This window comes from Brevundimonas sp. EAKA (assembly GCF_000698025.1).
Taxonomy (GTDB): Bacteria; Pseudomonadota; Alphaproteobacteria; order Caulobacterales; family Caulobacteraceae; genus Brevundimonas; species Brevundimonas mediterranea_A.
Window position 1 is genome coordinate 1 of sequence record NZ_JMQR01000011.1, and the last position, 25,774, is coordinate 25,774.

A 25,774-nucleotide genomic window follows, 5' to 3' on the forward strand; every position below is an offset into this window, starting at 1 on the left:
CCCAAGTTTTGTTAGCAGGGTTAAGCGCCTCGCTACGCCCAAAGTGAGAGTAAGCCGCGGGCCGCGTCGAAGGGGAATAAGAACCACCCCCCCACCGGCCCCGCCGGCACCCATGCGTCCGGCGTTGGTCGCCGCCGCCCCGGGGCAGGCTCCGCTCAACGCCGTGGTCGTGACCGGATCGCGCATCATGCCCGGCGCCCCAGCCCCGTCCGACACCGAAACCTATCCCGACGCCACGCCCAATCCGGTCAAGCGGACGGCGGACCAGCCGGTCTCCACCTTCTCGATCGACGTGGACACGGCCGCCTATTCCAATGTCCGCCGCTTCATCGACGAGGGCCGCAGCCCTCCGGCGGACGCGGTGCGGGTCGAGGAACTGATCAACGCCTTCGACTATGGCTACGCCCGCCCGACGTCCCTGGCCCGCCCGTTTGCGATCACCACGGCCGTCGTCGCCTCGCCCTGGGCGCCCCGAACCGAAAGAGGGGGCCGCCAGATCGTCCACATCGGCTTGCAGGGTTATGAGCTCCCGCAGGGCGAGCAGCGGCCGCTGAACCTGACCTTCCTGGTTGATGTCTCGGGCTCGATGCGCAGCCCGGACAAGCTGGACCTGGCCAAACAGGCGATGAACCTGGCCATCGACCGGTTGCGGCCACAGGACACCCTGTCGGTCACCTATTACGCCGAGGGTGCGGGCACGACCCTGCAGCCCACGCCCGGCGACCAGAAGCTGAAAATGCGCTGCGCCGTCGCCAGCCTTCGCGCCTCGGGCGGCACGGCCGGCGCGACCGGCATGACCAACGCCTATGACCAGGCCCAGGCCAGTTTCGCCCGTGACAAGGTCAACCGCATCCTGATGTTCACCGACGGCGACTTCAACGTCGGCGTCACCGACAACAAGCGGCTGGAAGACTATGTCGCCGAAAAGCGCGGAACCGGCGTCTATCTGTCGGTCTATGGCTTCGGACGCGGCAACTACCAGGACGCCCGGATGCAGACCATCGCCCAGGCGGGCAACGGCGTGGCGGCCTATGTGGGCGACCTGCGCGACGCGCGGCGCCTGTTCGGCCCGATGTTCGACAAGGGCGCCTTCCCCATCGCCGACGACGTCAAGATCCAGGTCGAGTTCAATCCCGCCCGCGTCGCCGAATGGCGGTTGATCGGCTATGAGACCCGGCTGCTGAACGAGGCGGACTTCGCCAACGACCGCATCGACGCGGGCGAGGTCGGATCGGGCGCCAGCGTCACGGCCCTGTACGAGATCACCCCGGTCGGCGGACCGACCCAGGTTCCCGAGCGCCGCTATCCGGACAACCGGATCGGCGTGGGCGGCGGCGATCCGAACGGTGAGATCGGCTTCATTCAGGTCCGCTACAAACAGCCGGGCGGCAGCCGGTCGGACCTAATCCAGCAGCCTCTGACCAGCCGCGCCGCCGGCGCCCAGCCGCCCGAGGCCACGCGCTGGGCCCTGGCCGTCGCCGCGTTCGGCCAGAAGCTCCGCAACGACCCGTGGATGAGCGCCGACTACGGCTGGGATCAGGTGCTGGCCCAGGCCCAGGGCGCGCGCGGCGAGGATCCCTGGGGCGACCGGGCCGAGTTCGTCCAGTTGGTGCGCGCGGCCAGGGACCTGCCTGAACGTCGCGCGCCTTAAGGCCGAGCGGCGCCAAGCGGGCGCACGGCGGCGGAACCCCGCCGTGCGCGGCGGGTTTTCACGGTGACGCTACACCCCAGGAGACCGCCATGAAGATCCGCGACGTCATGACCAAGGATGTCCACCTCGCCCGCCCCGGCGACACGCTTCAGGAGGTCGCCGCCCGGATGGCCAAGGGGGATTTCGGCTTCGTGCCCGTGGCGGACGGCGACCAGTTGATCGGCGCCATCACCGACCGCGACATCGTCGTGCGCGCCCTGGCGGCCGGCGCCGCCCCGTCCGCGCCCGTGGTCGAATACATCACCCGCGACCCGCAGACGGTGCTGGACACCGACGACCTGAAATCCGTGCTGGATCTGATGGGGTCGCGCCAGATTCGCCGCGCCCCGGTGGTGGACAAGCATGGCCGCATCGTCGGGGTCATCTCGCTGGGCGACCTGTCGACCCGGGTGAAGGAGAAATACGCCGGCGAGACGCTGGAGAGCATCTCGCGTTAACCCTCCCCCCTCACCACGCGCTAACCGGCGCCTGCCATTCTGCACCCTGAACGGTGGGAGATCAGAATGGCGCGCGCGCAGTTCCAGAAGGGTCAGAAAGTCTGGGTCGAGTGCGTGGGCGCCTGGGCCACCATCGAGAAGGTTCAGCCGGTCTGGGCCAAGGGTTTCGACGAGCCGGTGCGCGTCACCTACGACGTCGGCCTGGGACGTGAGTTCGCCGCCGCCGAACTGATGATGGCCGCCGCGGACGCCGCCGGGGCCGAGGTCGGCGACTGGCGCGTGCTGCGGGCCCGCAACAAGTGGCAGGCGGAAGAGGACTGCCTGCACCACCCCCAGCCCGGCACCTATCCCGTCGTCGTCACTGACACGGCCGACTGGGGCGGCTGGCGCGTGCCCGGCGCGGAATATGACCGCGACCCCCAGCGCATTGAATTCCAGTCCCGGCTGATCGCCGCCGCGCCGCGTCTGATGCAGTTGGCTGAAAGCCTGATGGACCTCGTGGCCGAGAGCCCCGACGACGCGCCGCCCGCCGTTCTGGCCCTGGCGCGCCAGGCCCGCGACACGCTTCAACCTGTGACGGAAATTCTGGAAGCGGCGCCGGCCCGGGCGAGCGGCGTCATGCCGGGTGCGGACGCCAGCCTGGCGGAACGCTGAACAGGCGGAGCCGCGCAACTTTCAAGTCGCGCGGCGGGTCGGCCTGCTGCGGTCAGGCTCGCGGCATAGGCTCAGGATAGGGCAGCCGAGCGTGGAGTGACGGCGGCTGTCGCTGTCGTCGTCCGTCCACGTCGATGACTTCTGACGCGCGTGACCGAGATCGAAAAACAGGTTTCGCCTCAGATCAGTTCGACGCCCATGGCGGTGGCCTCGCCACCGCCGATGCACAGGGCGGCCATGCCCCTGGTCTTGCCGCGCGCCTTGAGCGCGGACAGCAGGGTGGTCAGCACACGCGCGCCCGAGGCGCCCAGCGGGTGTCCCAGGGCGCAGGCGCCGCCGTTGACGTTGATCTTGTCATGGGGGACGCCCAGCTCCTGCATGGCGATCATCGGCACGATGGCGAAGGCCTCGTTGACCTCCCACAGATCGACGTCGTCGGCGGTCCAGCCCGCCCTGGCCAGGGCCTTCTTCAGGGCGAAGACCGGCGCGGTGGTGAACAGGCTGGGCTCATGGGCGTGGGCGGCCTGGGCGACGACGCGGGCGACCGGGGTCAGGCCCAGGGCCTGGGCCGTCGATTGGCGCATCATGACCAAGGCGGCGGCGCCGTCCGAGATCGAGGCGGCCGAGGCGGCGGTGATGGTGCCGTCCTTGCCGAAGGCGGGCTTCAGATTGGGGATCTTGGACGGGTCGGACTTGGTCGGCTGTTCGTCGCGATCGACCACAACCACGCCCTTGCGGGTCTTGACCTCGACCGGCGTGATCTCGGCGTCGAAGGCGCCGCTGTCCTGGGCGCGTTTGGCGCGACCGGCGCTTTCGGTCGCATAGGCGTCCTGCTGCTCGCGGGTGAACTGATAGGCCTTGGCCGTGTCCTCGGCGAACTGCCCCATCAATTTGCCGGGCTCATAGGCGTCTTCCAGACCGTCCAGATACATGCTGTCGGAGATGACGTCGTGGCCGATCCGGGCGCCGCCCCGGTGCTTCTGCATCAGATAGGGCGCATTGGTCATGGACTCCATGCCGCCCGCCACGATCACCTCGGCCGAACCGGCCAGCAGGGCGTCATGCGCCATCATCGCGGCCTGCATGCCCGAGCCGCACATCTTGTTGATCGTGGTCGCCTCGGTCGAGATCGGCAGGCCCGCGCCCATCCCGGCCTGACGGGCCGGGGCCTGGCCCAGGCCGGCGGGCAGGACGCAGCCCATGATGATCTGTTCGACCTTGTTGGGGTCCAGGCCGGCTCGCTCGAGCGCCGCCTTCACCGCCGTCGCGCCCAGGGCGGTGGACTTGGCGTCGGACAGCGCGCCCTGGAAACCGCCCATCGGCGTGCGGGCGTAGGAGACGATGACGACGGGATCGGCGGACATGGCGGGTTTCCTCTTGCTTTGGGCTCTGAGATAGCGATCCGACCGCCCGATGTGAACCGGGCGCCCTGCTGCAATCAGGCGAAGTGAAGTCGACGGTAGCGGCCTCGGAAATAGAGCAGCGGGTCGCGGCGCGGCTCGAACCGGGCGCGCGTGACCCGGCCGATGAAGACCAGATGGTCCCCGGCCTCGACCACCTGATGGGTCGCGCATTCGAAACTGGCCAGCGAGCCGGACAGGATCGGCGCGCCGGTGTCCCAGGTCTCCCAGGCCACGCCGTCGAACCGTTCGGCCGAGGACCGGGCGAAGGCGCCCGACATCGGCTGCTGGCCGATGTGCAGCACATTGATGGCGAAATGCGCCGCCCGCTGGAACCGCTCCAGATTGGACGAACTGCGGGCCAGGCAGAACAGGATCAGCGGCGGATCGAGTGACACCGAGGAGAACGAGTTGGCCGTCAGGCCCACCGGCTGCCCCGCCTCGTCCTGGGTCGTCACCACCGTCACCCCAGTGGCGAAACAGCCCAGGGCGTCGCGCAGGGTGCGGGGATCGGAACCGGCCTGGTAATACAGGGCCTCGCGCGGGGCCTGGCGTTCCAGGAAGGCCAGGATGACGGCGTCGGCCGTCTCGCCCGGATCGGCGGGAGCGTCGGGATCCAGCGTCAGGATCGGCAGGCCGTCCAGCGGCGCGGTCGCCTCGACCGGCGCCTCGCCCGCCACGATCAGGCAACTGGCCAGGGCCGGGCCGGTGACGACCAGAGCCGGGACGGCGGCGGCCAGGGTCTGGGCCGAACACAGGATGGCGGGCCGCGACGAGATATCGGTCAGCAGGCGGCGCAGGCCGGCCGCTTCGTCGCCCGCTTCCAGAGCGTCGGCCAGCAGGACGTGCCGCCCGGCCTCGACCAGGGCCCGCACCCACCGCCGCCAATCGGGCGACAGGCCCTGGGGCGCGCCGATCAGCAGGACGACCGGATCCTGGGGATCGCCCCAGCTCTGGACGTCCAGACCTCCGATCCGGGGCGGCGATGCGATCATGAGGCGGGACGGTCCAGTGCGGAGGGGAAGAGGCGTCTCATAGAGGAAGTCCGCCCCTTGAGACCATGGCTTACGATCTCGGGGCGGCGTCGGATCATCCGGCGTCCAGATCCGCCAGCCGTCCGCGCAGCATCTGGAGCATGGCGGAAAAGTCCCGGCCCCCGTGGCCCAGACCGTCGAACAGCGCGTACATCGCCTCGGCCTGGGCGCCCAGAGGAGTGGAGGCGCCCGATTTGGCCGCCGCCTCCTGGGCCAGTTTCAGGTCCTTCAGCATCATGGCCGTGGCGAAGCCGCCCTGATAGTCGCGGTTCGACGGCGCAGTCGGCACCAGGCCGGGCCAGGGATAATAGCTGGTCACGCTCCAGCACTGGCCCGAGGATTTGGACGCGATCTCGAAGAAACGCTCCGGCTCCAGACCCAGTTTCTCGGCCAAGGCGATGGCTTCGCACGTGCCCAGCATGGAGACGCCCAGCAGCATGTTGTTGCAGATCTTGGCCGCCTGCCCCGCCCCGTGGTCGCCGGCGCGGATGGTGATGCGGCTCATGGGTTCCAGCGCGGCCTCGACACGGGCGAAGTCGCCTTCGTCGCAACCGACCATGAAGGCCAGGGTTCCGGCATCGGCCGCCGCCGTCCCGCCCGAGACCGGTGCGTCGGCAAAGGCGTAGCCGGCGTCCCGCGCCAGCCCCGCCACCTTGCGCGCCGTCTCCACGTCGATGGTCGAACAGTCCAGCAGCAAGGCGTTGGACGGCGCCGCGCCGATGATCTGCTCGGCATAGACCTTGTGCACATGGGGGCCGGCGGGCAGCATGGTGATCACCACCTCGGCGTCGCGCACCGCCTCGGCGACCGAGGTCGAGGGCGCGCAGCCCGCCGCCGACGCGCGCTCCAGCGCCGCGGCGCTCAGATCGAAAGCGGCGACCGAATGGCCGGCCTTCGCCTGGTTCGCGGCCATGCCGCCGCCCATATTGCCCAGGCCGATGAAGGCGATCTTGGTCATGGTCTCTCTCCCTTTGGTCGGCGTCGCTGTCAGGGCAGCGGCGTCCATTTTTCATTGTCCGGCAGCGGCGCGAACAGCGCGTCCAGCGTCGCCTCCGTAACGCCCGACAGGTCCGCAGGGGACCATTGGGGCGCATTATCCTTGTCGACGATCACGGCCCGCACCCCTTCCTGGAAGTCATGGGTCCGCACCACCCGTCCCCCCAGGGCGTATTCCATGGCCATATTGTCGGCGAAGGACGTCAGGGCGGCGCCGGCGCGCAACTGGCGCAGCGTGACCTTCAGCGACTGCGGCGACTTGGTCTTCAGGATCGCCAGCTGCGCCGACGCCCAGCCGGAGCCTTCGGCGTACAGCGCCGCGAAGATTTGCTCGACCGTGTCGAAGGCGAACAGCCGGTCGATGGCCTCGCGGTGAGGGTTCAGCGGCGCCGCTTCCGGCTCGGTCGGGCAGACCCAGCGGTTCGCCTCCTCCAGCGGGTTCCCGGGGTTCGCCAGCAGCGCCGCCTTGAAACCTTCGATGTCGATGGCCGGAACGTAGTGGGTATGTATCCCAAGCGCCACCGTATCCGCCGCCTTCAGCCGCGCGCCCGTCAGCGCCAGCCAGACGCCGGTCTGGCCCGGCAGGCGCGGCAGGAACCAGCCGCCGCCGACATCCGGGAACAGGCCGATCCCCGTCTCCGGCATGGCGTAGGTCGTCCGCTCCGTGGCGATGCGAATGGCGGCCGGCTCCGAGATCCCGACGCCGCCGCCCATGACGATCCCGTCCACGATGGCCGTGATCGGCTTGGGATAGCCGAACATCAGATGGTTCAGCCGGTATTCCGCCAGGAAGAAGGCCTTGGCCTCTGACGCGTCGCCCGCTCCGCTCTCGGCGATCATGCGGATGTCGCCCCCGGCGCAGAAGCCGCGCTCGCCCGCATGGTCGATCAGCACCGACTGCACCGCAGCGTCCTCACGCCAGGCCAGCAGGGCCTCGGTCATCGCCTCGCACATCGCCCGGTTCAGGGCGTGTATCGCCTTGGGCCGGTTCAGGCTGATACGGCCGACGCCGTTTTCGACGCGGGCGATGATTTCGGGTTCGGTCATGAAAGGTCCTTCTCCCTGAGATCAACAACATCCTGCCCGGCGGCCGCTGCAGCCTTCAGCAGGTCGGCGTCGCGCGACGCCAGGCCGGCGTCCCGTTCGAGCGTCAGCCACAGATAGACCGCGTCGAACAGGCTCAAACCCCGCCCCTGGGCCAGAAGGGCGATCCGACGCACCTCGCGAGCGGACAGGGCCGGGGCAAGACCGATCTCGTACTCGTCCAACCGCACAAAAGCTTCAGACAGGTCGAAACCCGCGTCGCGTCGCGCCTGGCGCACCAACAGATTGGCCACCTCCCACTGGAAGACATCGGGCGCGATCAGTTCATAGTCGTCGAGCGCCGCCAACAGACGACGCGCGGGAGCCGTGGATTGGCTGGCCAGCAGCCAGGACGCCGCCGCCGAGGCGTCAACGACCAGGGTCTTCATCGCGCGCAATCGCCTTCAGCTCGTCCCAGCTCATTCGCGCCCAATCGGCATCCGCCGCCTGCCCGGCCATAAAGGCCTGAGACCGTGCGGCCAGTTCGGCGCCGGACAGTCGGCGACGACGCGGCTCGGGCGTCAGACGCGCCACCGGTCGCCCGTGCCGGGTGATGACGATGGTCTCGCCCGAGGTCTGGACCTCGTCCAGCAAGGACGACAGCGACGTCTTGGCTTCGAGAACTCCGATGGAACGCATGGCCGAAATCCTGATCAGAATTCTGGTCAGAATAACAGATCGCGGCGCCGACCGCCATCATCCCCGCGCCATCTCACGCGCGATGATCACCCGCATGATCTCGTTGGTCCCCTCCAGGATGCGGTGGACCCGCAGGTCGCGCACGATCCGCTCCAGCGGATAGTCCTTCAGATAGCCGTAGCCGCCGTGCAACTGCAGGGCCTCGTCGGCGATCTGGAAACAGGCGTCGGTAGCCAGCCGCTTGGCCATGGCGCACCACTTCGTCTTTTCCGGATGGTCGGTGTCGATGGCCCAGGCGCCGCGCAGCACCATCAGGCGCGCCGCCTCCAGATCCGTCGCCATGTCCGCCAGGCGGAACTGAAGGGCCTGGAACTCGCCGATCGGACGACCGAACTGTTTGCGGGTGGCGACGTAATCCTGCGCCGTTTCCAGCGCCAGACGCGCGCCGCCCAGAGAACAGGCGGCGATGTTCAGCCGCCCGCCGTCCAGGCCTGCCATGGCGTAGCGGAAGCCCGCCCCCTCCTCGCCCAGCAGATTGGCGGCCGGCACGCGGCAGTCGTCGAACTGGACGATGGCGGTCGGCTGGGCGTTCCAGCCCATCTTCCTCTCCTGGGCGCCGAAGGACAGGCCGGGCGTCCCGGCCTCGACGACAAGGGCGGAAACTCCCTTTGCCCCCTCCCCGCCCGTGCGGACCATGACGACATAGAGGTCGCTCGTCCCCGCACCGGAAATGAAGGCCTTGGAGCCGTTCAGCACATAGTGGTCGCCGTCGCGCACCGCCGTGGTCCGCAGCGCCGCCGCGTCGGAGCCGGAGCCCGGCTCGGTCAGGCAATAGGAGGCGATCTTCTCCATGCCGACCAGATCGGGCACGAACCGGGCGCGCAGAGCGTCCGATCCGAACCGGTCGATCATCCAGGTCGCCATATTGTGGATCGAGATGAAGGCCGCCGTCGCCACGTCGCCGCGCGACAGCTCCTCGAAGATCACGGCCGCCTCGACCCGGCCCAGCGCCATGCCGCCGTGTTCCTCTCCGGTGTAGATGCCGCAGAAGCCCATCTCGGCCGCCTGTTTCATCACATCGACGGGGAAGTGCTTCTCCTCGTCCCAACGGGCGGAGTGGGGCGCCAGCTCGGCGTCGGCGAAGGCGCGTGCCGCGTCCTGAATAGCGCGCTGGTCGTCGGTAAGGGCGAAATCCATGGCGGCCTCAGCGCATCGTCGGAATGACGAACGAACTGTCGGAATGCTCCAGCGCCGAATCCGGCCACCGCGCCGTCACGGTCTTGGTCTTGGTCCAGAAGCGGACGCCCTCCATGCCGTGCTGGTTGATGTCGCCGAAGGCCGAGCGCTTCCAGCCGCCGAAGGTGTGATAGGCGACCGGCACCGGGATCGGCACATTGATGCCGACCATGCCGACATTGACCCGGGCGGCGAAGTCGCGGGCCGCGCGGCCGTTCTGGGTGAAGATGGCGACGCCGTTGCCGTACTGGTGGTTCGACGGCAGGGCCAGCGCCTCCTCGAAGGTCTCGGCGCGGACGATCTGAAGCACCGGGCCGAAGATTTCCTCGCGATAGGCCGACATGTCCGCCGTCACGTGGTCGAACAGCGACGGGCCGATGAAATAGCCCTTCTCGTGCCCCTGCAGGCTGAAGTCGCGGCCATCGACGACCAGTTCGGCGCCTTCCTGCACGCCTTTTTCGATCCAGCCCAGAACGCGGTCCTTGTGGGTCTGGGTGACGACGGGACCGTAGTGGGCCTCGCTATCGGTGGAGACGCCGACCTTCAGGCTGGGGATTTCGGCGACCAGTCGCTCGCGCAGTTCGTCGGCGGTCTTCTTGCCGACCGGCACGACCACCGGCAGGGCCATGCACCGTTCTCCGGCCGAGCCGAAGGCGGCGCCGGTCAGGTCCTTGACCACCTGGGCCATGTCGGCGTCGGGCAGGACGATGCCGTGGTTCTTGGCCCCGCCCATGGCCTGGACCCGCTTATGATTGGCGGCGCCGGTCTGATAGACATAGTGGGCGATGTCGGACGAGCCGACGAAGCTGACAGCATGGACCAGCGGATGGGTCAGGATGGCGTCGACCGCCGTCTTGTCGCCATGCACCACGTTCAGCACCCCATTGGGCGCCCCGGCCTCCAGCATCAGTTCGGCCAGCCGCACCGGCAGTGACGGATCCCGTTCCGACGGCTTCAGCACGAAGGTGTTGCCGACCGCGATGGCCACGCCGAACATCCACATCGGGATCATGCCGGGGAAGTTGAACGGCGTGATGCCCGCCACCACGCCCAGCGGCTGGCGCATCGAATAGACGTCGATGCCGGGGCCGGCGCCTTGGGTGTATTCGCCCTTCAGCGCGTGGGGGATGCCGCAGGCGAACTCGATCACCTCCAGCCCGCGCTGGATGTCGCCCCTGGAGTCGGCGATGACCTTGCCGTGCTCGCTGCTGAGCAGTTCGGCCAGTTCGTCCATCCGCGCCTCGACCAGGCGTTTGAAGTCGAACATGACGCGGGCGCGGCGCTGGGGATTGGTGCTGGCCCAGCCGTCGAAGGCGTTCTGAGCGGCCTGGACGGCGCGATCGACCTCGGCCGTCGTGGCCAGTTGGACGCGGGCCTGAACCTGACCCGTATTGGGGTCGAAGACGTCGCCGAAACGGCCGGACGCGCCGTCGAAAGCCGCGCCGTCGATGAAGTGGCGAATGTCGCGCACCATACCTGAGATTCCCTATGTGCTTATTGCTATTGCCCCCGTCATAGCAGGCAGGATCGGCCTCTTGCAGCCCCAAAGACGAAATGAAAGCCCTTGACGGAGCCACCCCAGCCTCACCGCTTCGGGACCCGAAATGTTCGAATCCGGACACAGTCATTAATAATCGAAATCAGGTTGTACATAATAACAATCACGCCCGTCGCAGTGCTATTGACTGTCAAGTCATCAGCCCAGGCTAATACTAAGGTCTTATTTTTGCTTTCCCTGACCAATTTGAGTAGACTTAATTATGTCAAATTCGCCACAAGAGACGTGAAACTCCCCACAGAGGCGAGGCGTCAACGGCGAACGGGGTGGGAGACGACCAGTGGAGGCCTTTGCTGAGAGCATATTGTCGGATGCGCCCATGGCGATCATCGCGCTGGACGAGGCGGGTTTCGTCTGTTGCGCGAACGCGACGGCGGATCGGTTTTTCGGCCGCCCTCTGTCCCCGCCGAACGCGGCCGCCATCAGCGATCTGATCGAGGGTTTCGACAGGGCGGCTCTGCAGTCCCCGACATGGGTCGAAGACCTCAATGCGCGCGCCCGAAACGCCGGGGAGGATCCTCTGTGGCGGGCGCGGCGGCATGACGGCGTTCACGCCTTCGTCGACGTCCAGGCCGCGCGGTTCTCCGCCCGCAACGGCAAGTTCGTGACTCTCTTCATTCAGGACATGACCACCGCCGTCACGGCGGAAACCGCACTTCTGGAAGTGAGGCTCCAGATCATTCACAACTGGCGACTGAGTTCGTTGGGGGAAATGGCCTCCATGGTGGCGCACGAGGTCAATCAGCCCCTGTCTGCGGCCATCAACTATCTGGCCGCCGCAGAGACGGCCGTGAAAAAGCCGGGTCCGAACACGGCGAACGCCCCCGAGCTCATGGCGGCGGCGCGAGCCCAGGTGAAACGCGCGGCCGACATTATCCTGCGTCTTCGCGCGTTGATGATCCACGAGAAGCGCTATCAGGCGCGCGAGCGGGTCGCCGAGGTGATCGAAGAGATCATGCCCATTCTCGTCAGCCATGCCCGCGAAACGAAGGCGGAAATCTCCAGCCGGATCGACCCGGCCGCCTATACCTACTGCGACCGCGTTCAGCTTCAGCAAGTCATCCTCAATCTGGCCCGAAACGCCATGGAGGCGCCCCCGAACGGCGTCCCGCGCAGGGTGGAGATCTCAGGACGGCAGACGTCGCAGGGCTATCAGATTCTCGTCAGCGACAACGGTCCCGGCGTGCCGGCGGACATGGCCGGCAAGCTTTTCGACCCCCTCGTCAGCAGCAAGTCCGGCGGAATGGGACTGGGCCTCTCGATCTGCCGCACGATCGTAGAGGCGCATGGCGGCGTCATAGAACTTGTCCCGAGCGCGCTTGGGGGCGCGGGCTTCGCGTTCACACTGAACGCCAATGTCCACGACCTTTCCACGCAAGGCGGCGCGTCCGGGGCGCGCAAACGCCCCAAGTTGAACCCGGGCGTCGCCGAAACTGACGACTGGGACAGAGTCCGCGCTCAGTTCGTCAACGCGGATGAATACGGATGCGACAGTCTAGAGGCCAATCGACATCGCGGTTGATCGTATCAAACCCCGTGCAAGGCTCGATCGCACGACGATCCGACGCTCAGATTTTCAGAAATCTTCGGTATTCGTGGGAGCGCCATTCAATCTCAGAGCGTGCGCCGCAATAGGGACTTTCAGTCCTATTGAAAGTTGGATCAGCAGGATTAGAACAGATCCATGGGCCATCGTGGAATCATCACAGCGGAACGTTTGACTACGGTCGATGAGAACGCAGTCGCACTGATCGGTCTGGACGCCCGGATCCAGCAGATGGACCAGATGCTTGATCGTCTTCTGAGCGACGACGACTTGGCCGGACCGGCTGTTCAGGCGCTGCAGATCGTCGAGGCCGCCGGACGTCGAGGTTTGCGGCAATGCGCTCTGGCCGATTCGGTCAGCCTGCCGGCGGGCACGGTCTCGCGCCTGGTCGACACACTCGTCAAAGGCGATCTGGTCAGCCGGAGGCCGCACCCGACCGATCGGCGCGTGACAATGCTGGCGCTCACGGCGGCGGGCGGCCGACGACTGGACCGTCGGCGGGCGGATTACGGCCGGCTCGCCGAAGCCCTCACGCCCCAGGCCGCCGAAGCCCTGCGGGTCGTAAACCCGCTTCTCGAAGTCATAGCTGAAACCCTCGCCCGATCCGCAAAATCAAAGGCTGCCTGAGCGTCCCGCAGGGGTTGTTGTTGCAGCGCGGAACTGTTCCAACCCCCAACAATGTTCAACCATGGCTTAGGGTTAATGCAAGACTGTGCTCCCAGGTCTGGAGTACCAAGATGTCGGAAAATATGGATCTTCAGGAACGGCTTGCGTTCCTGAAGCTGGATGATGAGGCGCGCGCCGCTTTGGCCGACACGCGTCCGGTCGTTGAGGCCGCCCTGTCCCAGACCCTCGACGCCTTCTACGATCAGGTGCGCGCGACGCCCGATGTCGCGCATTTCTTCAACAGCGAGACCCATATCTCCGGGGCCAAGAGCGCCCAGGCAAAACACTGGTCCCTGATCGCATCGGGGGACTTCACCCCTGACTATGTCGAGGGCGTCCGACGAATCGGCCGGACCCACGCCCGGATCGGCCTGGAGCCGCGCTGGTACATCGGCGGCTACGCCCTGGTGCTGGAGGGGCTGATCAAGGCCATCGTCAAGGCGGACGCCGGCAAGCGCAGCCTATTCGGCCGCAAGGACAAAGGCGACGCCCTGGGCGCCGCCCTGGCCAGCGTGGTCAAGGCGGCCCTGCTGGACATGGATTTCGTCATCTCGCTTTACCTCGAGGCCGCCGAGGACGGACGGCGGGAGGCGGACGAGAAACGCGCCCTGGCCGAGGCCGAACAGATCCGGGTCGTTCAGGCCACCGCCGAGGCCCTGACCGCCCTGGCCGAGGGGGATCTGACGACACGCATCCATGCGGATTTCCCCGGCAGCTACGCCCGGCTGAAGGCCGACTTCAATACGGCCATGACGCAACTGGACGCAGCCATGGCGGAAATTTCCGGCAATACCGAAGCCATGCAGGCCGGCGCCGGAGAGATCAGCGAGGCCGCCGACGACCTGTCGCGCCGCACCGAGCAGCAGGCGGCCACTCTGGAAGAAACCGCCGCCGCCCTGGATCAGATAACCGCCACGGTGAAGAAGACCGCCGAGGGCGCGACCCAGGCGGCGACCGTCGTCGAGACCTCGCGGGTCGCCGCGGAAAAGTCGAAGGACATCGTCGAACGCGCCGTCAAAGCCATGAGCGCGATCGAAACCTCCGCCGAAAAGATCAGCCTGATCATCGGCGTGATCGACGAGATCGCCTTCCAGACCAATCTTCTGGCCCTGAACGCCGGCGTCGAGGCCGCTCGCGCCGGGGAGGCCGGTCGTGGCTTTGCGGTCGTCGCTTCGGAAGTGCGCGCCTTGGCCCAGCGTTCTGCGGACGCGGCCAAGGAGATCAAGTCCCTGATCACCGCCTCCTCGGTCCAGGTGAAGTCCGGGGTCGATCTGGTCGGCGAGACGGGCGACGCCCTGTCTTCCATCGTCAGCCGCGTGATGGAGATCGACCAACTGATGGTCGAGATCACGGCCTCCACCCAGGAGCAGTCGACCGCCCTTCACCAGGTCAATACGGCGGTGAATCAGATGGACCAGGTCACGCAACAGAACGCGGCCATGGTCGAGGAGTCGACGGCCGCCAGTCATAATCTGACCCAGGAAGGGCAAAGGCTGGCGTCTCTGGTCACCCGGTTCCGGGTCACGCAGGACGGCGGCCGGAGAACGGAGCAGACGGAAAGCCGGGTGGAACGTCCCGCACCCCGCGCCCCGGCACGCGCCTTCCGTCAGGTCGGTTCAGCCGCCCTGGCGACTTCGGCCCCGGCGAACGAATGGGAAGAATTCTGACGCAGGGGACCATGCCGCGTCCCGCGCGGGTCAGTCCTCCGAGAGGATCGTCTCCACGCGCTGCGCCAGTTGCTTCAGTTCGAACGGCTTGGTCAGGATCCGCATGCCGGCCTCCAGATCGCCTCCGCTGAGGACCGACGTCTCGGCATAGCCGGTGATGAACAACACCTTGAGCCCCGGCTGCCGCGCCCGCGCGGCGTCCGCGAGCTGGCGGCCGTTCATCCCGCCCGGCAAGCCGACGTCGGTGATCAGGAGATCGATCACCCGCCCCGAACCCAGGACCGCCAGTCCCGCCCGCGCGTCCTCGGCTTCGATGAAATCATAGCCGAGTTCGGACAGGCCTTCCGACACCAGCATGCGGATCGTGGCCTCGTCATCGACGATCAGCACGGTGTAGCGCCGTCGCGGCGCGCCCGACGGCGCGGGTTCGTCGACCGTCTGACCGAGCTCGACCTGGCCATGGTGGCGCGGCAGATAGAGGCCGATGGCGGCGCCCTGCCCCGGCGCGGACCGAATCCGGACCTGGCCGCCGGACTGCTGGACGAAGCCATAGATCATCGACAGCCCCAGGCCCGTGCCCTGACCGATCGGCTTGGTGGTGAAGAAGGGATCGAAGGCCCGGGCGATGACCTCCTCGTTCATGCCGACGCCGGTATCGGTGACGCTGAGGCGGACATAGTCTCCGCTGGGCAGGCCGAAGTCCGGAGCCTCTGCGCGATCCAGCACGAAATTGTCCGTCTCGATGGTCAGCCGCCCTCCGTCGGGCATGGCGTCGCGGGCGTTGATGCACAGGTTGAGAAGCGCATTCTCCAGCTGTCCCGGATCGACCAGCACCGGCCATGTCCCGGCCTGATATCGGGTTTCCAGCCGAATGGCCGGGCCCATGGTCTGTCGGATCAGATCCTCCATGCCGCGCGCCAGGCTCTCGACGTCCGTGGCCTTGGGCTCCAGCGTCTGACGCCGTGAAAAGGCCAGGAGACGATGGGTCAGGGCTGTCGCCCGCTGGGCGGCCGCCTGGGCCGCCGCGATGAACCGTCCCACCTCGGAGCCGCGCCCCTCGGCCAGACGCTTGGCGACGATCTCCAGACTGCCGCTGACGCCGGTCAGCAGGTTGTTGAAGTCGTGGGCTATACCGCCGGTCAGCTGGCCGACGGCCTCCATCTTCTGCGACTGGCGAAGCGCGGCCTCGCTGGCCATCAGTTCGGCGGTGCGCTGCTCCACCGTCCGCTCCAGCGACGCCGCCAGCCTGGCCAGATGCCGCTCGGCCCGACGACGCTCCCGCGCCGCCAGAGTGCGTTCGCCGACGTCCCGGAGGAACCGGATCTCGTCCTCCTGCCAGGCGCGCACGGAGGCGTGGTTCAGATAGGCCAGGGCGACCATGCCTCCCTGTTCCGTCAGGGGCATGTTGATAACGGCGCGGGCGGCGATGGTTTCCAGCACGGCCGCAGTCTCGCGTGTGCGCGGATCCTCGCGCGCGTCGGCGAAGGCGACGGTGTCGCCCCGCTTCAGATCCTCGACGTAGGAACCATAGTCCCGGAAGTTCAGGACGCCCGCGATGGTCTCGACGCCCGGCGCGTTCCAGTCGCGGCTTATGGTGATGGTTTCCCCGTCCTGGTCCACAATGCCGAAGCCGGCGCGGCTGACCTCGAGCGTCCGGCCCAGAATCTCGGCGGCGGCATAGGTGATGTCCTCGGGATCCTCGAGATCGCGCAGGACGTCCGACAGTTCCACCATGGCCGAACTCAGGCGTTCGGACCGCACCCGATCGGTGATGTCGGTCGTGACCCCCGAGATGCGCAGCGGAGCGCCCTCGGCGTCCGACACCAGTATCCCCCGGGCCTCCATCCAGCGCACGCCGCCCAGGGGCGTGATGACGCGGTGGGTGATATGATAGTCCGCGCCGTCCTGGATCGTCGCATCGCTCTGCGCGCGCACCGCCTCCCGGTCGTCGGGATGGATCATCTTCTGGCGATCTTCGTAGGTGAAGGGCGTCTCGACAGGCCAGCCCATCAGGGTCTTGTAGGCGTCGGAGGCCATAAGGGTCCGGGTTCGGACATCGACGCTCCAGGCTCCCAGCCCGCCGGCCCGCATGGCCAGATCCAGTTCCCGGTCGCGTTCGTAATCCACGCGCTCACGCGCATCCAGTTCGGCCTTCAGCGCGGCCTTGTCCGTCTGAAGTCCTGCGAGCCGCTCGCGTTCGATCGTGACATCGACCTGGCTGGCGAAGAAATAGGCCAGCACGCCGTTCCCGTCGAACACCGGCGCCATAAGGAGGCGATTCCAGAACGGCGCGCCGTCCTTGCGGTGATTGCGGATGTCGATCTCGATCGGCCGGACCGCATCGACGGCGGCGCGAATGCGGCTGACCGCTTCGGGATCGGTCTCCGGCCCCTGCAGGAAGCGGCAGTTGCGTCCGAGGATCTCCTCGCGGGCGTAGCCGGTCAGGCGGCAGAAGGCCTCGTTCGCAAACACGACCGGATTGTCGGGCCGGCGCGGATTGGTGATGACCATGGGCATGCGGGTCGCGCGGACCGCATTGACGAAGGGGTCGGAGCTGTCGTCGAGCCCCAGCACCTCCGCCTCGATCCGCTCGGCGTCCAGGCTGACCCGATCAGGGCCCCGATCAGGGCGATGCACGCCGTCGGATCCTGATCCAGTCAATCGCATACCTTTCCTGCCTCCCGACCTTGGGGGGCGGCGTAATCAACACGCGAGCCGCTTTCCGGTTCATCGCCGAGGGGGACGCTTCGCAGAGCCCCCGTCAGCGACACGAAAGGCCGTCGCGCCCCCGCTATAAAGGCGCGCTGCCGGTGACGAAACCCGCAGATGGGGATTGGATCCGATGGCCGTGCGGACAGGCGGCGCAACTGAGCGAATTCGTACATAACCAGGGCCGCCTCCTGATCATAAGCCACCGGAACCTCTAAAGAATTTCCATCCAGGAAAGGAACTGGAACCTTCTCGGCACATTGATGTGTTCGGCCCGGCTGAACGGGTCGGAGCAAACATCATGAAGATCGCGCAGGTCACCCCGCTTTACGAGGCCGTTCCTCCGAAGCTCTACGGCGGAACCGAGCGCGTCGTGGCGCATCTGACCGACGCGCTGATGGACCTGGGCCACGACGTCACCCTGTTCGCCAGCGCCGACGCCCAGACCAAGGCGCGACTGGTGCCGGTGCGCGACCAGGCCATCCGCCTGGACCCGGCGTCCCTGAAATCCGACCTCGCCGCCCACCTGTCCATGCTGGGCGAAGTGCTGGACCGGGTGGACGAGTTCGACGTCATCCACTTCCACACCGACATGATCCATTTTCCGCTGTTCCGGCCCTATGCAGACAAGACCGTGACCACCCTGCACGGGCGTCTGGACATGAAGGATCTGCCCGGCGTCTATGCGCGGTGGAACGAGTTCGGCCTGATTTCGATATCGGACGACCAGCGCAAACCGCTCCAGTTCGCCAACTGGACGGCCACAGTCCACCACGGCATGCCGGGCGAGCAGTATCTGTTCTCGCCGAAGTCCGAGGGCTATCTGGCCTTCCTGGGCCGCATCTCGCCCGAGAAGCGGCCGGATCGCGCCATCGAGATCGCGACCCGACTGGGCAAACGCCTGAAGATGGCCGCCAAGGTGGACGCCGCCGACAAACGGTATTGGGAAGAGACCATCCGCCCGCTGATCGAGGGCAATCCCCTGATCGAATTCATCGGCGAGATCGGCGACCATCAGAAGTCCGCCTTCCTGGGCGGGGCCGACGCTTTGCTGTTCCCCATCGACTGGCCCGAACCCTTCGGCCTGGTGATGATCGAGGCCATGGCCTGCGGTACGCCTGTCGTCGCCTTCCGCTGCGGCTCGACGCCCGAGATCATCGAGGACGGGGCGACCGGCTTCCTGGTGGACACCCTGGAACAGGCCGTCGCCGCCGCCGGCCGGGCGCATCTGCTGGACCGCGAAACCGTGCGGGCGCGGTTCGACCTGCGCTTCTCGGCCACGGCCATGGCGCGCCGCTATCTGGACGTCTACGGCGACCTCCTGGCGCGCCGTCCCTTCGCCGAGGCCGCCTCCAACGACGCGATGAAGCCGCTGCGGCCGCTTGGAGAGGATCGCAGCTTCGCCGCCCTCGCCTGAAAGCGCTCCACTGATTTCCGAGGAAACAGGGCGGCGGAGGTGAACCCTCCGCCGTCTGCGCCATTTGATCCTGCAAGCGGCTCCTCAAGGCCGCATTCGGGTGGGATAGGTTCGGAACAAGCCTCACGACCGACGGGGAAGAGACTGTATGGACGACGCCTACACCACCCAGCTGACGGCGGGCGATTCCGTCGAGGCTTCCGGTCTCGAACAGTTGATGGCGCTCAAGGAAGGCGACACCTTCCTGGTCGCCGACGGGTGGGGCGACATGAGGGGCGGCGCCGACGGCCTGTTCGCAGGAGACACCCGCGTCCTGTCGCGCTGGACCATGACGGTGGGGCTGCTGAAGCCGTCGCGACTGTCGTCCGGCGTCAGTCAGGACAATGTCTTCTTCTCCTGCCACACCACCAACCGTCCCCTGCCCCCGATGGGCGGGCGTTCGGCGCCGGCCGGGGTGCTGCACATCGAACGGCGCCGCTTCCTGTGGGGGCGGCGAATGTTCGAACGCATCCGGATGGTCAATCACGGGATCGAAGACATCCTGCTGCCGCTGGCCTTCGACTTCGGCGCGGATTTCCACGACATCTTCCAGGTGCGCGGCACGCACCGGGCCAAACGCGGGACCGTCCACACGCCGACCACCGACGGCCGTCGCGTCACCTTCCGCTATGTCGGCCTGGACAAGGTCGAACGCTCCAGCTGCCTGGCCTTTTCCGAGCCGCCGGCCCGCCTGACCCACCAGCGCGCCGAGTTCATGTTCAGTCTGCCCAAGGGCCGGTCCATGGACCTGTTCATCGAATGCGGCGTCGATTCCTGCGAGACCCCGGACGCGCGGCGCTGGCGCGAGAACGCCGTCCAGGCCCGTCTGGGCATGCGCGCCAAACGTCGGCGCGGCGCCTCGGTGCGGGGGCCGCGCAGCCCGCGGTTCAATGACTGGCTGGACCAGTCGCGCGCGGACATGGCCCTGTTGACCACCGACCTGCCGACCGGCCCCTATCCCTATGCGGGCACGCCCTGGTTCTCGACCCCGTTCGGTCGCGACGGCATCATCGCCGCCTGGCAGATGCTGTGGCTGGACCCGTCCCTGGCCAAGGGCGTCCTGACCTATCTGGCCTCGCGCCAGGCGACCGAGACCTCGCTGTTCCAGGACAGCCAGCCCGGCAAGATCATGCACGAGACGCGCGGCGGCGAGATGAGCGCCCTGCACGAGGTGCCGTTCGGCCTCTATTACGGCGGCGTCGATACGACCTGCCTGTTCATCGCCCTGGCCGGCGCCTACGCCAGCCGCACTGGCGACCTGAATCTGATCCGCGCGCTGTGGCCGAACCTGATCGCCGCCGCCGACTGGATGCGCGACTCTGGCGACAGCAATGACGACGGGCTGATCGACTATCAGCGCGGGGCCGAGACCGGCCTGTCGAACCAGGGCTGGAAGGATTCCGAGGACGCCATCTTCCACGCCGACGGCCGTTTCCCCAAGGGCCCCATCGCCCTGCTGGAGGTCCAGGGTTACGCCTTCGCCGCCTGGCGCGCGCTGGGCGATCTGGGCGAACGGCTGGGCGACGATCGCGCGCCCGGATGGCGTGACCGGGCCGAACAGGTCCGCGCCCTGGTCGAGGACAAGTACTGGATGGAGGACGAGGGCTTCTACGCCGTCGCCCTGGACGGCGACGGGGAACAGTGCCGCGCCATCGCCTCGAACGCCGGCCATCTGTTGTTCACCGGCCTGCCGTCGGTCGAGCGGGCGCGACGGGTGACGAAACGCCTGTTGTCGGCCGAGTTCCGCACCGGCTGGGGCATCCGCACCCTGGAGCTGGGCCAGGCCCGGTTCAATCCGATGAGCTATCACAACGGTTCGGTCTGGCCGCACGACACCGCCATGGCCGCCGCCGGCATGGCCAATTACGGAGAGCGCGAGGCGGTCGCCCAGATCCTGGCCGAAATCTACGCCGCCGCCGCCCATTTCCATCTGCGCCTGCCGGAACTGTTCTGCGGCTTCCCGCGCGAGCCGGGCGAACCGCCCATCGCCTATCCGGTCGCCTGCCTGCCCCAGGCCTGGGCGGCGGGGTCGGTCTTCCTGATGCTGCAGGCCTCGCTGGGCCTGTCCATCGACGCCTGGACCGGAACCATAGACATTGCGGACCCCTTCCTGCCCACCGGGCTTGAGCGGTTGAAGATCACCGGGTTGAAGGTCGGCGACGCCCTGGTCGATCTTTCGATCCGGCATGTCGACGGCCGCGCCGTGGTCATCCCCAACCACCGCCAGGGCAGGCTCGCCGTCCGGACCCTGCGTTGACCGTCCGATGATCCTCGCCGCCCTCATCAATCCCGGTCTCGAGCGCCGCTACCTCCGGGACCTCGGACGGGCGTTCGCCGGGGCCCTCGTGTTCAGCATTCCCCTGCTGATGACGATGGAGATGTGGGAGGCGGGGACAGCGATGGACCGGTGGCGACTGCTGCTGTTCGTCGGCGCCGGTCTGCCGCTGCTTTACGGCCTGGCCCACTACGCCGGATTTTCAGACCGGCGGGGGCTGCGCAACGACCTGCTGGACACGGCCGTCGCCCTGGCGGTCGGGTTCATCACCGCCTCGGTGCTTTTGATCCTGTTCGGCGTGGCGGACTGGAAGGCATCGCCGCGCGAAGCCCTGGGCATGGTCACGCTCCAGGCCCTGCCGGGCGCCATGGGCGCCCTCCTGGCTCGCAAGCAACTCAGCGGCGACGGAAAGGGCGATACGAAGGAGGCGCAGGCCTCCTATGTCGGCGAACTGTTCCTGATGGCGGCAGGGGCCCTGTTCTTCGCCCTCAATGTCGCGCCGACCGAAGAGATGATCCTGATCGCCTACAAGACCACCACCGTCCATGCGCTGGGCCTGATCGCCCTGTCCGTCCTGCTGCTGCACCTGATCGTCTTCAAGGCCGGTTTCGCGGGACAGGAAGAAGCGGATCGCCCCGTCGAGGCCTTCCTGTATTTCACCCTGCCCGGCTACGCCGTCGCCCTGGGGGTCAGTCTGTTTGTCCTGTTCGTCTTTGGCCGAACGGACGGACATGCGCTCGGCGGGGTTCTGCACATCATGATCGTCCTGGGCTTTCCAGCCTCCATCGGCGCGGCTGCGGCCCGCCTGTTGGTCTGAGCCATGAACGCGAATTCGACCCACCCGAAGCGACCCGTGTTGCAGTGGAGCATGGCCGCCCTGGGCGGAGCCGTGACGGTTGCGGCCATCAGCGTCATGGTCTGGGAGGGTTTGCAGCCCAGCGCGCCGCCCATGCTCAGAGCTCGCATCGTCGAGATCGAGGCCACGGCGGCGGGCCATGTCGCCATGGTCCAGGTGACGAACGACGGAGACGAGACCGCCGCAGCCGTGAAAATCGAGGCGGTGCTGGGCGATCAGACCGCCACGGCGACGTTGGACTATGTGCCCGGCCACGGCGAGGCCAAGGCCTATTTTCGTTTCGACGCGAACCCCCGCACGGCCATCGTCAGGGTCCAGGGCTGGTCCGCCCCCTAGCAAGATCGCGTCCGGGCCGCCCTGGCCGGGAAACTGTAGCGACCGTGCGGCGTTAGGCCCAACGAAACGATGCAGGGAGACGACCATGGCCGCACGCCCCACCTGGCAGGGACATCTGAAACTGTCGCTGGTGACCTGCCCGGTCGCCCTCTACACCGCCACCTCGTCCAGCGCCCATGTCAGTTTCCACCTGATCAATCCGGACACCAACAACCGCATCCGCATGGTCGCCACCGACCCGGACACCGGCCCCATCGAACGCTCGGACCTGGTCAAGGGCTATGAGGTGTCCAAGGACGAATATGTCCTGTTCGACGACGCCGACTTCGACAAGGTCAAGCTGGAGACGACCCGAACCATCTGCATCGACAGCTTCGTGGACGAGGACGAGATCGATCGTCTGTACTGGGACGATCCCTTCTATGTGGTCCCCGAGAAGGGCGTCGGGGCCGAGGCCTTCGCCGTCATCCGCGACGCCATGAAGGCCGCGGGCAAGATCGCCATCGGAACCCTGGTTCTGCGGGGTCGTGAGCGCCAGCTGGCGCTGGAGGTGCGGGGCAAGGGGCTGGTGGCCTATTCGCTGCGGGCGCATGACGAGGTGCGCGACGCCGACGACTATTTCGACGACATCCCGGCGGTGAAGCCCGACAAGGACATGGTCGATATCGCCAGCCGGATCATCGCCCAGAAACAGACCGACTTCGATCCGACCACCTTCAAGGACCGCTATGACGACGCCCTGCGCGAGATGATCCAGGCCAAGCAGAAGGGCGGCAAGGACGTGATCGAGGCGCCCGAACCCGACGACACCAATGTGATCGACCTGATGGAGGCCCTGCGCAACAGCCTGAAGGGCGCTGCGAGCGGGACCAAGCCGGCGGCGAAAAAGACTGGCAAGGCGCCGGCGAAGAAGAAGCCGGCCTCGCGCAAGAAGGCCGCCTGACGGGGCCGCCTACAGCCCCATCGCCTTCAGCACCGGGCGCAGGCTGACCTCGCCGGCGCGGAAATCCTTCCACGGGTCGGGCTTCTTCAGCAGGGCGGGCGCGTCGTGCAGGGTGAAGGCCTTGGGGTCCAGCCCCGCCCGGACCTGGCCCCAGGACAGGGGAAAGGCGATCCCCGCGCCGGGCCGGGCGCGCACGGACCAGGGGGCCACCGCCGTGGCCATGCGGCCGTTGCGCAGATAGTCGATGAAGATCTTCCCGCCCCGCGCCTTCTTGGCCAGGGTGGTGGTGAACCGGTCGGGCTCGGCGCGGCGCACCTCTTCCGCGATCACCTTGGCGAAGGCCTTGCACTGGTCCCATTCGATGCGGCTGCGGCCGTCGGAACGGATCGGCACGACGACATGCAGCCCCTTGCCCCCCGTCGTCTTGACGAAGGCATGCAGGCCCCGTTTTTCCAGCTGGGCCTCGACGGTCTTGGCCGCAGCGATGACGGCCGCGAAATCCAGACCCTCGTCGGGATCGAGGTCGAAGGTGACCTGCTCCGGCGTCTCAGGATCGCCCGGTCGACAGCCCCAGGGGTGCAGTTCCAGTCCCCCCGACTGGGCCACGGCGACCAGGCCGCCGACATCGGTCACGGCCACATAGGGATGGCGCGCCTTCACATCGATCAGCTTGAGGCGCGGATTGGACCCCGCCATCGCGTGGCGCTGAAAGAAGGTCTCGCCGCCGATGCCGTCCGGAGCGCGGATGATCGAGACGGGGCGGTCGGCGATATGGGGCAATATCCGCTCGGCCGCCGCCTCGTAATAGCGCGCCAGATCCGCCTTGGTGATGGCGGGGCGACCATCCAGCGCCGGCCACAGGATCTTGTCGGGATGGGACAGGGTGACGCCGGCGACGACCACCTTGCCCGACGCGCTGCCTGAGCCGGTCTTCTTGCGACCGGCCGGATTGGCGGGCGCAGGCGGTTGCGGATCGTCCGTGACGTCACGCGCCGACTTGTCCTCGCGCAGCCCCTTGAAGGCCGCGTGGCGCAACGAACCGCCCTCCGTCATCCCGCCGTGTTCCAGCTCGGCGACCAGGATCGGCCGGACCCAGTGAATCTCCTTGCCGCCGCGCGGCGCCCCCTTGCCGATGAAGGGAGAGACGTCGGCCGCCGCATCCTTCAGGGCCGGCAGCAGGGTCTTCAGCAAGGGGGCGGCGTAGCCCGTGCCGACCCGGCCGAGGTAGCGCAGCCCGTCGTCCTCGGCCACGCCGACCAACAGCGAGCGGAACCGCGTCCCGCCTTCGGACGACCAACCGCCGATCACCACCTCGTCGCGGCCCCGGCATTTGGACTTGACCCAGGTCGTGGACCGACCCGCCTGATAGGGGGCGTCCAGCTTCTTGGAGATCACGCCTTCCAGGTCCATGCGGCAGGCGCTGTCCAGCACCGCCTGCCCGGTCGAGGCGAAGTGATCGACATAGCGCAGCCGTTTGCGCGCCTTGGCCGGAACGCGGTCGATGTGAGCCTGAAGCCGCGCCTTGCGGTGCGACAGGGGCAGGTCCCGCAGATCGTCCTCACCCTCGCGCAGCAGGTCGAAGGCGAAATAGACCAGGCCGGCGGTCTTGCCGTCCGATATGGCCGCCTGAAGGGCGGAGAAGTCGGGGGTGTGATCCTCGCTCAGGGCGCACAGTTCACCGTCCACCACCCCGTCGGGCCAGGTCGCCGCATCCGCCGCCAGTTCCGGGAAACGGTCGGTCCAGTCGTGGCCGCGGCGGGTGTAGAGCCGCGCCTCCCCGCCCCCGGTCGCCACCTGGATGCGGTAGCCGTCGAACTTGATCTCATGCACCCAGCCGGCGCCGCCCGGCGGATGGTCGGCGACCTTGCACAGCTGGATCGGCACGAAGGCCGGCGGTTTCGACAGCGTCGCCTCGCTCGCCCTGGCCTTGGGTTTGGCCGGTCCCTTGCGCGCGACCGGACGAGAGGCGGTCCATTCCTTCTTCCCCTCGGATATCTCCGCCAGGCTGCGGCCCGTGGCGATGGAGGCGTCGATCTCCATATTGGCGTCGCCCTCGCCCGGCACGGCCGCCTCGTCCTTCTCCTTGATCAACAGCCAGTTGTTGCGTTTGGACGGCTTGCCGCGATCCGACTTCAGCCGCACCAAGGCCCAGCCGCCCCTCAGACGTTCGCCGTGCAGGGTCATCTTCAGCGAGCCGCGCTTCAGCGCCGCCTCGACATCCGGCTCCTGCGGCTCCCATTCGCCGCGATCCCACAGCTGGACCGTGCCCGCGCCATAGTTGCCGGACGGAATGGTCCCCTCGAAGCTTCCATAGTCGAGCGGGTGATCCTCGACCTCGACCGCCAGGCGCTTGACGGCCGGATCGCGCGACGGGGCCTTTGTCACGGCCCACGACTTCAGCACTCCATCATGCTCGATGCGGAAGTCGTAGTGCAGCCGTGTCGCGGCGTGCCGCTGGATCAGATAGGTCAGCCGGCCCTTGCGCGCCGCCGTGGCGGCGCCCGCGGGTTCCGGCGTGCGGGTGAAGTCCCGCTTGGCCTTATAGGCATCCAGTCCGTTCGCCATGCCGCCC

At 67.5% G+C, this 25,774-nt stretch carries 21 protein-coding genes; 11 read left to right on the forward strand and 10 right to left on the reverse strand.

Annotated elements, in window-relative coordinates; translation table 11 throughout:
• Nucleotides 1-112 precede the first annotated feature (112 nt).
• The 3 genes from ER13_RS03040 (at nt 113) to ER13_RS03050 (ending at nt 2,802) form a co-directional block, all read left to right on the forward strand.
• Complete coding sequence (locus tag ER13_RS03040) at nt 113-1,651, forward strand: von Willebrand factor type A domain-containing protein (protein WP_231492457.1); 1,539 nt, start codon at nt 113-115, stop codon at nt 1,649-1,651.
• A gap of 89 nt (nt 1,652-1,740) precedes the next feature.
• Nucleotides 1,741-2,148, forward strand: coding sequence for a CBS domain-containing protein (locus ER13_RS03045; RefSeq protein WP_008259009.1), 408 nt, complete (start codon nt 1,741-1,743; stop codon nt 2,146-2,148).
• 66 nt (nt 2,149-2,214) lie between these two features.
• Complete coding sequence (locus ER13_RS03050) at nt 2,215-2,802, forward strand: hypothetical protein (RefSeq protein WP_008261883.1); 588 nt, start codon at nt 2,215-2,217, stop codon at nt 2,800-2,802.
• A 179-nt stretch (nt 2,803-2,981) separates the two neighbouring features.
• Here the strand turns inward: ER13_RS03050 and ER13_RS03055 are convergent, their stop codons facing one another.
• The 8 genes from ER13_RS03055 to ER13_RS03090 all read right to left on the reverse strand — a co-directional run bounded on the left by ER13_RS03055 (nt 2,982) and on the right by ER13_RS03090 (nt 10,661).
• Nucleotides 2,982-4,166: an acetyl-CoA C-acyltransferase gene (locus ER13_RS03055; RefSeq protein WP_035306338.1), complete on the reverse strand. Its 1,185-nt coding sequence runs from the start codon at nt 4,164-4,166 to the stop codon at nt 2,982-2,984.
• Between the two features lie 74 nt (nt 4,167-4,240).
• The gene (locus ER13_RS17880; protein ID WP_081836105.1) at nt 4,241-5,197 is read right to left on the reverse strand and encodes a flavin reductase family protein; all 957 of its coding nucleotides are present in this window, start codon (nt 5,195-5,197) and stop codon (nt 4,241-4,243) included.
• A 94-nt stretch (nt 5,198-5,291) separates the two neighbouring features.
• Nucleotides 5,292-6,194: a 3-hydroxyisobutyrate dehydrogenase gene (mmsB, locus tag ER13_RS03065; RefSeq protein ID WP_035306397.1), complete on the reverse strand. Its 903-nt coding sequence runs from the start codon at nt 6,192-6,194 to the stop codon at nt 5,292-5,294.
• A gap of 29 nt (nt 6,195-6,223) precedes the next feature.
• Nucleotides 6,224-7,279: an enoyl-CoA hydratase/isomerase family protein gene (locus tag ER13_RS03070; RefSeq protein ID WP_035306340.1), complete on the reverse strand. Its 1,056-nt coding sequence runs from the start codon at nt 7,277-7,279 to the stop codon at nt 6,224-6,226.
• Complete coding sequence (locus ER13_RS03075; protein ID WP_035306343.1) at nt 7,276-7,704, reverse strand: PIN domain-containing protein; 429 nt, start codon at nt 7,702-7,704, stop codon at nt 7,276-7,278. Before ER13_RS03075 ends, ER13_RS03070 begins: the two co-directional genes overlap by 4 nt.
• A complete protein-coding gene (locus ER13_RS03080) occupies nt 7,685-7,954 on the reverse strand; it encodes a type II toxin-antitoxin system Phd/YefM family antitoxin (protein ID WP_035306346.1) in 270 nt (89 codons plus the stop codon). Before ER13_RS03080 ends, ER13_RS03075 begins: the two co-directional genes overlap by 20 nt.
• 57 nt (nt 7,955-8,011) lie before the next feature.
• A complete protein-coding gene (locus tag ER13_RS03085) occupies nt 8,012-9,151 on the reverse strand; it encodes an isobutyryl-CoA dehydrogenase (RefSeq protein ID WP_008264099.1) in 1,140 nt (379 codons plus the stop codon).
• 7 nt (nt 9,152-9,158) lie between these two features.
• Nucleotides 9,159-10,661 carry a CoA-acylating methylmalonate-semialdehyde dehydrogenase gene (locus ER13_RS03090; protein ID WP_035306400.1) on the reverse strand — a complete coding sequence of 501 codons (1,503 nt, stop codon included), beginning with the start codon at nt 10,659-10,661 and terminating at the stop codon, nt 9,159-9,161.
• A gap of 712 nt (nt 10,662-11,373) precedes the next feature.
• Between ER13_RS03090 and ER13_RS03095 the strand changes: the two genes are divergently transcribed.
• From ER13_RS03095 to ER13_RS03105, 3 genes are all read left to right on the forward strand, one after another.
• Complete coding sequence (locus tag ER13_RS03095; RefSeq protein ID WP_231492459.1) at nt 11,374-12,270, forward strand: sensor histidine kinase; 897 nt, start codon at nt 11,374-11,376, stop codon at nt 12,268-12,270.
• Nucleotides 12,271-12,432: 162 nt separating this feature from the next.
• Nucleotides 12,433-12,921: a MarR family winged helix-turn-helix transcriptional regulator gene (locus tag ER13_RS03100; RefSeq protein ID WP_008260756.1), complete on the forward strand. Its 489-nt coding sequence runs from the start codon at nt 12,433-12,435 to the stop codon at nt 12,919-12,921.
• Between the two features lie 110 nt (nt 12,922-13,031).
• On the forward strand, nt 13,032-14,627 hold the full coding sequence (locus ER13_RS03105) for a methyl-accepting chemotaxis protein (RefSeq protein WP_008264158.1): 1,596 nt from the start codon (nt 13,032-13,034) through the stop codon (nt 14,625-14,627).
• 30 nt (nt 14,628-14,657) lie between these two features.
• Here the strand turns inward: ER13_RS03105 and ER13_RS03110 are convergent, their stop codons facing one another.
• Nucleotides 14,658-17,264 carry a PAS domain-containing protein gene (locus tag ER13_RS03110; RefSeq protein ID WP_035306351.1) on the reverse strand — a complete coding sequence of 869 codons (2,607 nt, stop codon included), beginning with the start codon at nt 17,262-17,264 and terminating at the stop codon, nt 14,658-14,660.
• Between the two features lie 373 nt (nt 17,265-17,637).
• Between ER13_RS03110 and ER13_RS03115 the strand changes: the two genes are divergently transcribed.
• The 5 genes from ER13_RS03115 to ER13_RS03135 all read left to right on the forward strand — a co-directional run bounded on the left by ER13_RS03115 (nt 17,638) and on the right by ER13_RS03135 (nt 23,202).
• Nucleotides 17,638-18,753 (forward strand): glycosyltransferase family 4 protein, encoded by a 1,116-nt coding sequence (locus ER13_RS03115; protein ID WP_035306402.1) that lies wholly within the window; start codon nt 17,638-17,640, stop codon nt 18,751-18,753.
• A 148-nt stretch (nt 18,754-18,901) separates the two neighbouring features.
• Nucleotides 18,902-21,049, forward strand: a complete 2,148-nt coding sequence (locus tag ER13_RS03120; protein WP_008264242.1) for an amylo-alpha-1,6-glucosidase — start codon at nt 18,902-18,904, stop codon at nt 21,047-21,049.
• Between the two features lie 7 nt (nt 21,050-21,056).
• On the forward strand, nt 21,057-21,884 hold the full coding sequence (locus ER13_RS03125) for a TIGR02587 family membrane protein (RefSeq protein ID WP_035306354.1): 828 nt from the start codon (nt 21,057-21,059) through the stop codon (nt 21,882-21,884).
• A gap of 3 nt (nt 21,885-21,887) precedes the next feature.
• Entirely contained in the window at nt 21,888-22,259 is a 372-nt protein-coding gene (locus ER13_RS03130) for a hypothetical protein (RefSeq protein WP_231492461.1), read from the forward strand.
• An 85-nt stretch (nt 22,260-22,344) separates the two neighbouring features.
• Nucleotides 22,345-23,202, forward strand: coding sequence for a Ku protein (locus tag ER13_RS03135; protein ID WP_035306359.1), 858 nt, complete (start codon nt 22,345-22,347; stop codon nt 23,200-23,202).
• 9 nt (nt 23,203-23,211) lie between these two features.
• On the opposite strand, the gene ligD is transcribed toward ER13_RS03135, so the two are convergent.
• Nucleotides 23,212-25,767: a DNA ligase D gene (gene ligD / locus ER13_RS03140; protein ID WP_035306362.1), complete on the reverse strand. Its 2,556-nt coding sequence runs from the start codon at nt 25,765-25,767 to the stop codon at nt 23,212-23,214.
• Nucleotides 25,768-25,774: the final 7 nt, after the last annotated feature.

What these genes read in the sequence shown, in the direction of transcription:
- ER13_RS03040 (WP_231492457.1), top strand. Translation starts at nt 113, where the DNA reads ATGCGTCCGGCGTTGGTCGCCGCCGCCCCGGGGCAGGCTCCGCTCAAC.
- ER13_RS03045 (WP_008259009.1), top strand. Translation starts at nt 1,741, where the DNA reads ATGAAGATCCGCGACGTCATGACCAAGGATGTCCACCTCGCCCGCCCC.
- ER13_RS03050 (WP_008261883.1), top strand. Translation starts at nt 2,215, where the DNA reads ATGGCGCGCGCGCAGTTCCAGAAGGGTCAGAAAGTCTGGGTCGAGTGC.
- ER13_RS03055 (WP_035306338.1), bottom strand. Translation starts at nt 4,166, where the DNA reads ATGTCCGCCGATCCCGTCGTCATCGTCTCCTACGCCCGCACGCCGATG.
- ER13_RS17880 (WP_081836105.1), bottom strand. Translation starts at nt 5,197, where the DNA reads ATGATCGCATCGCCGCCCCGGATCGGAGGTCTGGACGTCCAGAGCTGG.
- mmsB (WP_035306397.1), bottom strand. Translation starts at nt 6,194, where the DNA reads ATGACCAAGATCGCCTTCATCGGCCTGGGCAATATGGGCGGCGGCATG.
- ER13_RS03070 (WP_035306340.1), bottom strand. Translation starts at nt 7,279, where the DNA reads ATGACCGAACCCGAAATCATCGCCCGCGTCGAAAACGGCGTCGGCCGT.
- ER13_RS03075 (WP_035306343.1), bottom strand. Translation starts at nt 7,704, where the DNA reads ATGAAGACCCTGGTCGTTGACGCCTCGGCGGCGGCGTCCTGGCTGCTG.
- ER13_RS03080 (WP_035306346.1), bottom strand. Translation starts at nt 7,954, where the DNA reads ATGCGTTCCATCGGAGTTCTCGAAGCCAAGACGTCGCTGTCGTCCTTG.
- ER13_RS03085 (WP_008264099.1), bottom strand. Translation starts at nt 9,151, where the DNA reads ATGGATTTCGCCCTTACCGACGACCAGCGCGCTATTCAGGACGCGGCA.
- ER13_RS03095 (WP_231492459.1), top strand. Translation starts at nt 11,374, where the DNA reads ATGACCACCGCCGTCACGGCGGAAACCGCACTTCTGGAAGTGAGGCTC.
- ER13_RS03100 (WP_008260756.1), top strand. Translation starts at nt 12,433, where the DNA reads ATGGGCCATCGTGGAATCATCACAGCGGAACGTTTGACTACGGTCGAT.
- ER13_RS03105 (WP_008264158.1), top strand. Translation starts at nt 13,032, where the DNA reads ATGTCGGAAAATATGGATCTTCAGGAACGGCTTGCGTTCCTGAAGCTG.
- ER13_RS03115 (WP_035306402.1), top strand. Translation starts at nt 17,638, where the DNA reads ATGAAGATCGCGCAGGTCACCCCGCTTTACGAGGCCGTTCCTCCGAAG.
- ER13_RS03120 (WP_008264242.1), top strand. Translation starts at nt 18,902, where the DNA reads ATGGACGACGCCTACACCACCCAGCTGACGGCGGGCGATTCCGTCGAG.
- ER13_RS03125 (WP_035306354.1), top strand. Translation starts at nt 21,057, where the DNA reads ATGATCCTCGCCGCCCTCATCAATCCCGGTCTCGAGCGCCGCTACCTC.
- ER13_RS03130 (WP_231492461.1), top strand. Translation starts at nt 21,888, where the DNA reads ATGAACGCGAATTCGACCCACCCGAAGCGACCCGTGTTGCAGTGGAGC.
- ER13_RS03135 (WP_035306359.1), top strand. Translation starts at nt 22,345, where the DNA reads ATGGCCGCACGCCCCACCTGGCAGGGACATCTGAAACTGTCGCTGGTG.
- ligD (WP_035306362.1), bottom strand. Translation starts at nt 25,767, where the DNA reads ATGGCGAACGGACTGGATGCCTATAAGGCCAAGCGGGACTTCACCCGC.